This is a genomic window from Simplicispira suum (assembly GCF_003008595.1).
GTDB lineage: Bacteria > Pseudomonadota > Gammaproteobacteria > Burkholderiales > Burkholderiaceae_C > Simplicispira > Simplicispira suum.
In genome coordinates this window covers 3730048-3742033 of record NZ_CP027669.1, presented here as the reverse complement: position 1 = coordinate 3742033, position 11986 = coordinate 3730048, and the positions used below count along the sequence as shown (strand labels likewise).

Sequence of the window (11986 nt, the reverse complement as noted above, 5' to 3'; positions counted from 1 at the left end):
TTTGATAGCTGCTTACGCTTGCTGTTAAAGCGCTAGAGCCACTTTCGACCATAAAAATACGCACAAGCCCGACCTCAATTCCTGCGCCCCCCAGGCCCGCAAATACGGCTTCGTCCAGACGATGGCAGCCGCCAATAAAAAAGCCCTCTGATCCCCCATGCTCGACGACATCAAAAAAACCCTCTGGGCCACCGCCGACAAACTGCGCGCCAACATGGACGCGGCCGAATACAAGCACCTGGTGCTCGGCCTCATCTTCGTCAAATACATCAGCGACACGTTTGCTGCCCGCCGCGCCGAAGTGGCCGCGCGCCTGGCCGACCCCAACGACGAGTACTACTACGGCGAAGCCGCAGCCGAAGACCTGGCTGCCGAGCTGGACGACCGCGACTACTACACCTCGGGCAACGTGTTCTGGGTGCCCGAAGGCGCCCGCTGGGAGCAACTGCGCGCCCAGGCCAAGCAGCCGGGCATTGGCAAACACATCGACGACGCGCTGGCCCTCATCGAAGGCGACAACCCCAAGCTCAAAGGCATTTTGGACAAGCGCTTTGCCCGCGCCCAGTTGCCCGACGGCAAGCTGGGCGAGCTGGTCGACTTGGTGTCCACCATCGGTTTTGGCGCCACACCCGACGTAGCGCGCGACACCCTGGGCCAGGTGTACGAATACTTTCTGGGCATGTTCGCCAGCGCCGAAGGCAAGCGCGGCGGGCAGTTCTACACGCCCGCCAGCATCGTCAAAACCCTGGTCGCCGTGCTCAATCCGCACAGCGGCAAGGTGTACGACCCGTGCTGCGGCTCGGGCGGCATGTTTGTGCAGAGCGAGAAGTTCATCGAAGCGCATGGCGGCAAGATCAACGACGTGTCCATCTACGGGCAGGAAAGCAACCCCACCACCTGGCGCCTGGCCGCCATGAACCTGGCCATTCGCGGCATCGACTTCAACCTGGGGCGCGAACCCGCCGACACCTTTGTGCGCAACCAGCACCCCGACCTGCGCGCCGACTTCATCCTGGCCAACCCGCCGTTCAACGTGAGCGACTGGTGGCACGGCAGCCTCGAAGGCGACCCGCGCTGGGTGTATGGCGACCCACCCCAGGGCAACGCTAACTACGCCTGGCTGCAGCACATGCTGCACCACCTCAAACCCAGCGGGCGCGCCGGCATCGTGCTGGCCAATGGCTCCATGAGCAGCAGCCAGAACAGCGAAGGCCAGATCCGCGCCGCCATGGTCGAAGCCGACGTGGTCGAAGTGATGATTGCCTTGCCCGGCCAGCTGTTCTTCAACACGCAAATCCCCGCCTGCCTGTGGTTTTTGGCCAAGCAGAAACAGCGCAAGGGCGAGGTGCTGTTCATCGACGCCCGCAAGCTCGCCACCATGATCAGCCGCGTGCAGGGCGAGCTGACGGACGAAGTCATCGACCGCATCGCCGCCACCGTGGCCGCCTGGCGCGGCGAGGCGCCCGCAGGCGCCAGCGTTGCCACGTATGAAGACGTCCCCGGTTTCTGCCGCAGCGTGCCCCTGCAGGAGATCGCTCAGCACGGCCATGTGCTCACCCCCGGCCGCTACGTGGGCGCTGAGGCGGTGGAAGACGACGACGAAGCCTTTGCCGACAAGATGCAGAAGCTGACCGAGAAGCTGGGCGAGCAGATGGCCAAAGGCGCGGAGCTGGATGCGGTGATTCGGGCGAAGCTGGGGGGCTGGGGTATGAGTTCTGAGCTGCGCCTCACACGACTGGAAGAAGTCTTGAGTTTTGCAAACGGTCGTACCAGCCCAGAGCGAGAAGACGTTGCCCCCGTTCCGGTATTTGGGTCAAACGGATTGATTGGCAAAGCCAGGGACTTCAATTCGCCCCCGAACACTATCGTCATCGGGCGCGTCGGTTCCTACTGTGGCTCTGTCCATTTTTCTAGTGAGGCTTGCTGGGTGACGGATAACGCGATCCGTGCAACTGCGAAGGGTGAGAACGATCCGAGCTTTCTGTACTACCTACTCAAGCAGCTGAATCTCAATAACTGGCGCAGCGGCTCCGGTCAGCCGTTGATCAACCAGACAACGTTAAACGCGATAGAAGCACAGATTCCTTGCCCGGGAGATCAGCGAGCTATCTCAGCGCTTGTGGGCGCCCTCGACGACCGCATCACCCTCCTGCGCGAAACCAACGCCACGCTCGAAGCCATCGCCCAGGCGCTGTTCAAATCGTGGTTTGTTGATTTCGACCCCGTGCGCGCCAAGATGGAAGGCCGCGCCCCCGAAGGCATGGATGAGGCCACCGCCGCGCTGTTTCCCGATGCGCTTGAGGAGTCGGAGTTGGGGCCGGTGCCGAATGGGTGGCGAAACGTCAGCTTGAAGGAAGCAGTTTCAATACATGACTCAAAACGCGTTCCTCTCTCCGGGCAAGAACGTGAAAAGCGGAAAGGACCGTATCCGTACTACGGTGCGGCTGCATTAATGGATACCGTGGACAACTACCTTTTTGATGGCGTCTATTTGCTAACGGGCGAAGATGGCTCAGTCGCAGATACGAATGGATATCCGATCATGCAGTACGTGTGGGGCAAATTCTGGGTCAACAACCACGCACACATTCTCCAAGGCAAAGACGGTGTAGCTACCGAGCACGTCATGCTCGCCATGCAGCGCACAAATATCACGCCTTACATTACCGGCGCGGTGCAGGCCAAGCTCAGCCAGACGAACATGTGGCGGATCAATTTCCTGAAACCCACCCGCGAAGTTTCAGAACACTTTGCAGCGCTGATAGACCCGCTGTTTGTTCGCTTTCGGCACAACGCTGAACAAGCCCAAACCCTCGCCACCCTCCGCGACACCCTGCTCCCCCGCCTGATCTCCGGCCAGTTGCGCTTGCCCGAAGCCCAGACCGCCACCGAAGCCGCCCTGAGCGACGCTTTCCAGGCATGATTGCTCTGTTTTTTATAGCTGCTTGCGCTTGTCCATAAAGCGCTAGCGTTCAATTTGGCTTAAAACTCTGCTCCAGGACCCGTGTGATGTTCTCACCCACCTCCCTCGAAGACCTGTCCCTGCTGCGCGAAACGGTGGAGCTCGAATGCAAGCTCGCCCAAGGGCAGCACGGCCAGGGCGAGGTGCCCAAGGATTTCTGGCCCACCTATTCGGCCATGGCCAACACCCATGGGGGCGTGGTGCTGCTGGGAGTGCGCGAGAAGGAGGGGGTGTTTTCCATTGCAGGCATTCCCAACCCGGCCAAGGTGCGGGCAGACCTGTTCAACAACCTGAACAATCCGGGCAAGGTCAGCACCAATCTGCTGACCGATGCCGATGTGCAGGAGTTGGTGGTTGGCGTCAAGACTGTCTTGCGAGTCGATATTCCCCAGGCCACGCGGCAGCAAAAACCCGTATTTTTGAACGGCCAGCCTTTGGGGCACACCTACCGCCGCCTGAACGAGGGCGACCGCTTGTGCGATGGCGACACCGTCAAACGCATGCTCGCCGAGCAACTGGAGGACAGCCACGACGTGCGGATTCTGGAGGGGCTGGGATTGGATGACCTGGATCGCGACAGCCTGCGCGCCTACCGCAACGCCTTTGCCGTGCACCGGCCGGGGCACCCGTGGGTGGGGCTGGATGACTTGGCATTTTTGCGCATGCTGGGCGGCTGGCGCGAAGACAAAACACTGGGGCGGGCCGGGTTGACGGCTGCAGGCTTGCTGATGTTTGGCCGCTGGCCCGCGTTGCCCGATGCGTTTCCGCTGTATTTTGTGGACTACCAGGAGCAATCCGGCAAGCCCGATTCGCCCACCCGTTGGCTGGACCGGGTGGTGCCCGATGGTTCCTGGTCGGGCAACTTGTACGATTTCTTCCGGCGCGTGATTCAGCGACTGACGGCCGACCTGAAGGTGCCGTTTGTGCTTCGAGATGGCGCGCGCATCGACGACACGCCAGTCCACCAGGCCGTGCGCGAGGCCTTGGTGAACTGCCTGATCCATGCCGATTACACCGACCGGGCCTCGGTGCTGGTGGTCAAGTCGCCTGCGGGCTTTAGTTTTCGCAACCCCGGAATGATGCGCCTGCCGGTGGCACAGGCACTCCACGGCGGCGCCAGCGATTTCCGCAACCGCACGCTCCACCAGATGTTCTTGCTCATCAACTTGGGAGAGCGTGCCGGATCAGGCTTGCCCAAGATTCGCAGCGGCTGGGAGCAGCAAGGCCATGGGCTGCGGGTTGTACGACAGTGCCGAGCCTTTTGACCATACGGTTCTGGAGATGCTGTGGGCACCTGGTGCCGACACGGTGGACAAAACTTCGGAAGAAGCTTCGGAAGAAACTTCGGAAGAAACTTCATCCCGGGTGTTGGCTCTGCTGCGGCAATCGCCCACTTTGAGCGCCAGGCAGTTGGCCGCGCTGCTGGGACTGAGCCAGCGTGCCGTCGAACTGCAATTGGCCAAGCTCAAATCCGCACACCGCTTGAAGCGGCATGGGCCCAACAAGGGTGGCCGCTGGGAGGTATTGCCGTGACCAACAAATACTATGCTTTTAATAGCTACTAGCGCTTTTTCTATAAGCGTTAGGAGCCAATTTGCCTGATTATTTGCCTGCCTCAGATGCCTTTCCCCTGCATCCGTTCGGGCTGAGCTTGTCAAAGCCAGGGCATTCCTTGGGGACAGCCCTTCGACGAGCTCAGGGCGAACGGGTTTTTCTGAGGTATGTCGCCAATCAGGCAATTTGCCAATATTTTGCGTGCCTTCATCCAACACCCACCAGAATGCGCACATGCTTAAAAAGAGGCGTTTTCTATACACATAGCGACCGACATGTTTAGAAACGGCCATTTTTTAAACATGTTGAACTGCTTCCTGGGCAGTACGCCATGGCATCTTTGCCCTGCAGCAGCAAGCGCGGCACAACTCAATTGGTCAGTAGCCGGCTGGCCAGTTCCAGCCAAAAGTAGCGCAACGCTTCAGACTGCCACAGCAGAGCGCGCCTTGCTGTTTGCAAGCACGCTTGCATAGCGGCTCTTTTTATTAAAGAATACTTTAATACCGCAGGCTCTTATTCAAGAACTCTTTCATACGATGCGCAGCACGGGCACCACCATCACCTCCACCACGCTGGGCGAGTCGGTCAAGGTGTTCGTGCCGCACGCCTTGCCGCCCAGCGAGCCGCCGCTGGATGCCGACGCGTTTGCAGCCGCCAACCACGCCGCCGAAATGGCGCTGGCCCGTTTGTCCGGCGTGGCGGGGTTGGTGCCGTCGGTGGATTGGTTGTTGTACAGCGCCATTCGCAAAGAGGCGCTGCTCACATCGCAAATCGAGGGCACGCAGGCCACGCTGACCGACTTGTTTGACGACGAGGCGGGCCTGGCGGTGGGCAACAGCGACGATGTGGAAGAGGTGACCAATTACCTGCGCGCTTTTCGGCTGGTGCAGAGCAACCTGCGGGACCCTGCGGGCCTGCCGCTCAGCGTGCGGCTGCTGTGCGATGCGCACCGCCTGCTGCAGGGTGGCGTGCGCGGCACGGGCAAGCAGCCGGGCGAACTGCGGCGCTCGCAAAACTGGATTGGCGGCACCCGGCCCGGCAATGCGGTGTTTGTGCCGCCACCGCCTGAACAGGTCGCCGCGCTGCTGGGCGAACTGGAGCAGTTCATCCACGCACCGCAGCCTGGTTTACCACCGCTGGTGAAGACGGCGCTCGTGCATGCGCAGTTTGAAACCATTCACCCTTTTCTGGATGGCAATGGCCGCATTGGCCGCTTGCTGATTGCGGCGCTGCTGGAGCACTGGGGCTTGTTGCCCGAGCCGCTGATGTACCTGAGCGGCTATCTGAAGCAACACCAAACGGACTACTACCGCCACCTCTCAAGCATTCGCACGCATGGCGATTGGGAAGGGTGGGTGGCGTTTTTTCTGCAGGGCGTGGAAGCTGCTGCCCTTGACGCCGAGCGCGGCATTGTGAGCATTGCCAGCTTGGTGGCCGCCGACCGCAGGCGCTTGTTGGCAGCGCCCAAAGCCGGGCCTGCCAGCTACCGCTTGTTTGAGTTGCTGCCCATGATGCCGCGCTTCACCGTGGAGCGGGTGCGCCAGAAGTTGGCCACCAGTTTCCCCACCGCCAACGCGGCGGTGCAAGTGCTGGCCGAGCTGGGCATCGTGACCGAGTTGACTGGGCAAAAGAAAAACCGCAGTTACAGCTACCAGTCGTACATCGAGCTGATGAAGCTCTAAGAGGGCCGCGAGACGTTATGACCGAAGACCAACTCGAACAAGAAACCCTGGCCTGGCTGCAGGACCTGGGCTACGCGGTGCAGAGCAGCTTCGACATCGCCCCCGATGGCCCGAACCCCGAGCGCGCCAATTACCGCGAGGTGCTGCTGCTGGGCCGTTTGCGCGAAGCGATTGCCCGGCTCAACCCCGGCATTCCTGCCGCTGCGCGCGAAGACGCCGTGCAGCAGGTGCAAAACCTGGGGCTGCCCGCGCAACTCGCGGCCAACCGGGTGTTTCACAAGCTGCTGGTGGGGGAGTGCCGGTGCAGTACCAGCAGGGCGGTGAAACGCGGGGCGACTTTGTGCGGCTGGTGGATTGGGCCAACCCATCATTGAACGAGTTCTGGGCGGTGAACCAGTTCACCCTCAAAGGCCCGCACCACACGCGCCGGCCCGACATTGTGTTGTTCGTCAACGGCCTGCCGCTGGTGCTGCTGGAGTTGAAGAACCCGGCCGACCAGGAGGCCAGCATCTGGAAGGCCTACGACCAGATTCAGACCTACAAAGAGCAAATCCCCGACCTGTTCCAGTTCAACGAGGTGCTGGTGATAGCCGACGGCAGCGAGGCGCGGCTGGGGTCGCTGTCAAGCAACGCCGAGCGCTTCATGCAGTGGCGCACGATTGACGGCGTGCAGCTCGACCCGCTGGGCCAGTTCAACGAGCTGGAAACGCTGGTGCGCGGTGTGCTGGCGCCGCGCTATCTGCTCGACTATCTGCGCTTTTTTGTGCTGTTTGAGGACGACGGCCAGCTCATCAAGAAGATTGCCGGTTACCACCAGTTCCACGCGGTGCGCGCCGCTATAGAGCATGTGGTGGCGGCGTCGCGCGAGGGGCTGGCGAGCAACCAACGAGGCAAGGGCGGCGTGGTGTGGCACACGCAGGGCAGCGGCAAGAGCATCACCATGACCTGCTTTGCCGCGCGCGTGATGCAGGAGCCTGCGATGGAGAACCCGACCATCGTCGTCATCACCGACAGGAGCGACCTCGACGGCCAGTTGTTTGGCGTGTTCAGCCTGGGCGCCGACCTGCTGCGCGAGCAGCCGGTGCAGGCCAACACGCGCCCCGCATTGCGCCAGTTGCTGGCCCACCGGCCGTCGGGCGGCATTGTGTTTGCCACCATCCAGAAGTTCATGCCGGGCGAGGACGAGGATGTGTTCCCGGTGCTGTCCAGCCGCCACAACATCGTGGTGATTGCCGACGAGGCGCACCGCACGCAGTACGGGTTTGAAGCCAAGCTCAAGACGCGCAAGCAAAATTTCAAGCCAAATGTGCCTCTGGCGCTTGATGGGCAAGCGCAAGCAGCTACTAAAAGCATAGTAACCAGCGATGCGGGCAGCAGCGCCGTGCACGCCGAGTTTGCGTCGCCCGAGTACACCACCCACTACCAAGCGGGCTACGCCCAGCACCTGCGCGATGCGCTGCCCAACGCCACCTTCGTCGCCTTCACCGGCACGCCGGTCAGCAGCCAGGACCGCGACACGCGCGCCGTGTTTGGCGACTACATCCATGTGTATGACATGCAGCAGGCCAAGGAAGACGGCGCCACGGTGGCCATCTACTACGAGAGCCGCCTGGCCAAGCTGCGGCTCAAAGACGACGACCTGGCCTTGCTCGACGAAGAAGTGGACGAGCTGGCCGAGGACGAAGAGGAAAGCACCCAGGCCCAGCTCAAAAGCCGCTGGGCCGCGCTGGAGAAAGTGGTGGGTGCCACGCCGCGCATTGCCAGCGTGGCGGCCGACCTGGTGGCGCACTTTGAAGAGCGCAATAAAGCCCAGGACGGCAAGGCCATGGTGGTGGCCATGAGCCGCGACATCTGCGTGCACCTGTATCAGGAGATCGTGCGCCTGCGCCCCGACTGGCACAGTGCAGACCCAGAGCACGGCGCCATCAAGGTGGTGATGACCGGCAGTGCCAGCGACAAGGCTTTGTTGCGGCCGCACATCTACAGCGGCCAGGTCAAGAAACGGCTGGAAAAGCGCTTCAAGGACCCGGCTGACCTGCTGCGCATCGTCATCGTGCGCGACATGTGGTTGACCGGGTTTGACGCGCCCTGCGTGCACACCATGTACGTGGACAAACCCATGAAGGGCCACAACCTGATGCAGGCCATTGCGCGCGTGAACCGCGTGTTCAAGGACAAGCAGGGCGGCCTGGTGGTGGACTACATCGGCATCGGCAACGAGCTCAAGGCCGCGATGAAGGAATACACCGCCAGCCAGGGCCGCGGCAAACCCACGGTGGATGCGCACGAGGCGCTGTCCTTGCTGCTCGAAAAAATGGATGTGCTGCGCAGCCTGCTGCACGGCTACGACTGGTCGGGCTTTTTGACGGGCGGGCACAAGGCCCTGGCCGGGGCGGCCAACCATGTGCTGGGCATCCGGTCCGCGAACAAAGACAGCCCACAGGACGGCAAACGCCGCTTTGCCGATGCGGCGGTGGCCATGGGCCAGGCGTTCAGCCTGTGCTGCACGCTCCATGAGGCCAAGGCGCTGCGTGAAGAGGTGGCGTTCTTCCAGGCGGTGAAAGTGATTTTGACCAAGCGCGACGTGACGGCGCAGAAACGGACCGATGCGCAGCGCGATGCCGCCATTCGCCAGATCATCAGCCAGGCGGTGGTGAGCGAGCGCGTGGTGGACATCTTCGACGCCGTGGGGCTGGACAAACCCAACATCGGCCTGCTCGACGACGAGTTTCTGGCCCAGGTGAAAAACCTGCCCGAGCGCAATCTGGCCGTGGAGCTGCTGGAGCGCCTGCTGGAAGGCGAGATCAAGGCCAAATTTGCCACCAACGTGGTGCAACAGCGCAAATTCTCAGACCTGCTGACCGGCGTGATTGCCCGCTACCAGAACCGCAGCATCGAGACGGCGCAGGTGATGGAAGAACTGGTGGACATGGCGAAAAAGTTTCGCCAGGCCGCCAGCCGGGGCGAGGCGCTGGGCCTGAGCGAGGACGAGGTGCGCTTTTACGACGCGCTGGCCAACAACGAGTCGGCCGTGAAACAGCTGACCGACGAAACGCTGAAAAAAATCGCGCACGAACTGACCGACAACCTGCGCAAGAGCATGACGGTGGACTGGAGCGAGCGCGAGAGCGTGCGCGCCAGCCTGCGGCTGATGGTCAAGCGCATCCTGCGCAAGTACAAGTACCCGCCCGATATGCAGGACGCCGCTGTGGAGCTGGTGCTGCAGCAGGCCGAAGCGCTGGGGGAAAGCTGGGCCTGAAGTCGTGCTCGCGCGCTCTACGACGCAGACTGTTTCTCGACGAAGAACTTGGTGTCGAAGCTGCCTTCGATGGGGCGGCAGTTCTTGGTGTCGGGCTCGGCTGTTGGGGTTTTGACGTAGCACACCAGAGCTTCAAATTTGCCAATGGCGCGGCCTTCGTTGCCCTTGGCTTCGAAGGTGGTGAAGGTGATCTTGGCGGGCTTTGGCGCGCCGTCAGAAGTCCAGAAGGCCGTGCTGCCGCCAGGTGCATACGTAACCGTCTGCTCTATCTGCGCGGTTTTCGGGCCAGGCTGCAGCGACATATAGGACACATCGATGCCCAGCCGCTTGTTGTCGGCGCTGTAACCCGACAGGCTGAGGTTTGAGAAGCCAACCTTTTGCACAAAAAGAAACGCGGTGTTGGATTTCTCTTTGCCGCTTTGGATATGCACCGTGGGCTGAGTGATCGCTTCGCCCCCGAAATTCGCCGTCAATTTGCCGATGGCTTCGGTCTCAAAGGCCTGTGCCGGCGTCACCACCAGCAGCAACGTGGCAACGAGTGCCGCCAGCTTGGGCGCGCAGGCATGGCTTGAAAAAATGGTCATCGAAAATCCTCCAAGAAAGGCTGGGGCAAAAAAAAAGGATGTGCAGACCCACTGCGTCGCTCCGACCATACCTACGAAAAACGCCGTGTCAACGCAGCGCTTGCTGTAGCAGCAGACCAAGGGCCGGGGAGAGAACTGGGCCAGAGGGCTCGGATGGCTTGAATAAAGTCCAGGCGCCGCGAGACCTTCGGCCCAGCCGCTGGGTGCGCTGCGAGTTCGCTTATCTATTTGCTGGAGCCATGGAAAGCTCTGCCCTTGCCTTGGCTATGCCGCCCGCGCACCAAAGCGCCTGCCAATGAGATGGGCGACGATCACGAGCAGCGTTGAGATGGCGATCATGATGATCCCGAGCGCCGAAAGCTGGCCCCAGAGCCCATCGTCGGCAAACGACAGCACCTGCACCGCCAGCACTTCGCTGCCGGGGCGCGAGAGCACGACCGAGAGCGTCAGCTCACGCAGGAACATCGTGGCCATCAAAATCCAGGCCGACACAATCCCCGGCACCAACAGGGGCACGATGATGCGGCGCATCGTTGTCATGCGGCTGGCACCGCACACCAGCGACGATTCTTCCAGGTGGTCGTGCACTTGCACAAATGCGCTTGCCAGTGGCCGCACGCCATAGGGCAGATAGGTGGCGATGTAGCCGATGAGCAGGGCGGTGACCGTGGCGTACAGCGGTGTCTGCACGAAGAACCACATGAAGCCGATGCCGATCACGATGCCCGGAAACGCGAACGACAGATAAGTCAGTGTCTCGAGCAGCGCCGCGCCGCGCGTGCGCAGCTTGACGATGACGTAGCCGACGAACAGCGAGAGCAGCACACCCAGCGTGGCGCCGACGACGGCCAGGAACAGGCTGTTTTTCAGCGCCAGCAGCGAGGTGGCGTCGTTCAGCACCTCCGCCCAGTGCTTGAAACTCATGGCTGCAAAGGCCGCGCGGCTGGGCACCATTGAATAAGGTACGAAGGAGGTGTAGAGCAGCACCACCACCGGCAGCACGATGACAATGAACGAGAGCAGTGCCACCAGTGCAAACAGCGGCATGCGCCAGCGCCCGAGTGGCACCACGGCGGGGCGCCAGCCACGGCTGGAGATGGTGACGAAGCGGCTGCCCTCGCCGGTCAGGCGCCGATACAGCCAGATTAGGACCACGGCCACCAGCAGCACGCTCATGCCCAGGGCAGCTGCCTTGCCGTAGTCGGGCGCAAAGCCCACAGAGATCATTTCGTAAAGGTAGGTGGCCAGCACCTCCTCGTTGCCCGGCGTGCCGAGCACGCGTGGCACGGCATACGAGGCCAGGCTGCGCACAATACCCAGCACAAAAGCCGCGAGGATGGCCGGGCGCAGTACGGGCAAGGTGATGCGCAGCAAGGTGCGCCAGGCGCCTGCGCCAAACACGCGCGAAGACTCTTCCAGCGACACATCAAACGACGCCATGGCCGGCGCAATGATCAGGTAGGCGATGGGCATGTTGAGCAGCCCCTCGACCAGAACCATGCCGGACATTGAATAGATGTTCAGTGGCCCCTTGTCCAGGCCAAAAGTCTCCATCAGGGCCAGATTCATCAGCCCGTTGGAGGGGTTTGCCAGCAGCGCCCAGCTCACCGAAAACAGCACGTGCGGAATCATCATCGGCACGATGGCAAGCACGTTGAACAGAAACTTGAACGGAATGTCGGTGCGCGTGTTCAAGTAGGCGAGAAACAGCGCCAGCAGCGTGGCCAGCAGCGTTGAGCCAACGACAAAAACAGCGGTGTTGAAAAGCACCTTCCACAGGCCAGGGTCAGAGTAGGCGCTGGCATATTTGGCGAGCGTGAATTGGCCGAAGGCGTCCAGCCCCTGCGAGAAACTGCCAAGGAGCAGCATGGCCACCGGCGCGACGGTGAGCAGGCCGACGATGAGGATGAGGGTGAGCGTCAGGCCCCGGCGCTGCGGGTCCATG

The 11986-nt window shown here is 61.8% G+C and carries 7 protein-coding genes and 2 pseudogenes; 7 read left to right on the top strand and 2 right to left on the bottom strand.

Translation table 11 applies throughout. The features are described from left to right. Positions 1–157: 157 nt before the first annotated feature. The 7 genes and pseudogenes from C6571_RS20030 (at position 158) to C6571_RS20280 (ending at position 9457) form a co-directional block, all read left to right on the top strand. Positions 158–1719 (top strand): annotated as a pseudogene (locus C6571_RS20030) (class I SAM-dependent DNA methyltransferase). Continuing rightward, positions 1709–2923, top strand: a complete 1215-nt coding sequence (locus C6571_RS20025; RefSeq protein ID WP_170094834.1) for a restriction endonuclease subunit S — start codon at positions 1709–1711, stop codon at positions 2921–2923. The pseudogene C6571_RS20030 and the gene C6571_RS20025 overlap by 11 nt, the downstream one beginning before the upstream one ends. Positions 2924–3009: 86 nt before the next feature. Further along, complete coding sequence (locus C6571_RS17315) at positions 3010–4227, top strand: RNA-binding domain-containing protein (protein ID WP_211300668.1); 1218 nt, start codon at positions 3010–3012, stop codon at positions 4225–4227. Then, the gene (locus C6571_RS19890) at positions 4190–4495 is read left to right on the top strand and encodes a winged helix-turn-helix transcriptional regulator (protein WP_211300667.1); all 306 of its coding nucleotides are present in this window, start codon (positions 4190–4192) and stop codon (positions 4493–4495) included. The genes C6571_RS17315 and C6571_RS19890 overlap by 38 nt, the downstream gene beginning before the upstream one ends. A gap of 557 nt (positions 4496–5052) precedes the next feature. Beyond that, positions 5053–6198, top strand: a complete 1146-nt coding sequence (locus C6571_RS17310) for a Fic family protein (protein WP_106447797.1) — start codon at positions 5053–5055, stop codon at positions 6196–6198. A gap of 17 nt (positions 6199–6215) precedes the next feature. Beyond that, positions 6216–8395: pseudogene (locus C6571_RS17305) on the top strand (type I restriction endonuclease subunit R); the annotation flags it as partial. A 36-nt stretch (positions 8396–8431) separates the two neighbouring features. Then, positions 8432–9457, top strand: a complete 1026-nt coding sequence (locus tag C6571_RS20280) for a DUF3387 domain-containing protein (protein WP_420852930.1) — start codon at positions 8432–8434, stop codon at positions 9455–9457. Positions 9458–9474: 17 nt separating this feature from the next. On the opposite strand, the gene C6571_RS17300 is transcribed toward C6571_RS20280, so the two are convergent. Continuing rightward, positions 9475–10041 (bottom strand): hypothetical protein, encoded by a 567-nt coding sequence (locus tag C6571_RS17300; RefSeq protein WP_146139368.1) that lies wholly within the window; start codon positions 10039–10041, stop codon positions 9475–9477. Positions 10042–10305: 264 nt separating this feature from the next. Then, positions 10306–11985: an ABC transporter permease gene (locus C6571_RS17295; protein WP_106447795.1), complete on the bottom strand. Its 1680-nt coding sequence runs from the start codon at positions 11983–11985 to the stop codon at positions 10306–10308. Position 11986: the final 1 nt, after the last annotated feature.

Coding starts and splice junctions, on each gene's coding strand:
- C6571_RS20025 (WP_170094834.1), top strand. CDS start 1,709: ATGAGTTCTGAGCTGCGCCTCACACGACTGGAAGAAGTCTTGAGTTTT.
- C6571_RS17315 (WP_211300668.1), top strand. CDS start 3,010: ATGTTCTCACCCACCTCCCTCGAAGACCTGTCCCTGCTGCGCGAAACG.
- C6571_RS19890 (WP_211300667.1), top strand. CDS start 4,190: ATGGGCTGCGGGTTGTACGACAGTGCCGAGCCTTTTGACCATACGGTT.
- C6571_RS17310 (WP_106447797.1), top strand. CDS start 5,053: ATGCGCAGCACGGGCACCACCATCACCTCCACCACGCTGGGCGAGTCG.
- C6571_RS20280 (WP_420852930.1), top strand. CDS start 8,432: ATGAAGGAATACACCGCCAGCCAGGGCCGCGGCAAACCCACGGTGGAT.
- C6571_RS17300 (WP_146139368.1), bottom strand. CDS start 10,041: ATGACCATTTTTTCAAGCCATGCCTGCGCGCCCAAGCTGGCGGCACTC.
- C6571_RS17295 (WP_106447795.1), bottom strand. CDS start 11,985: ATGGACCCGCAGCGCCGGGGCCTGACGCTCACCCTCATCCTCATCGTC.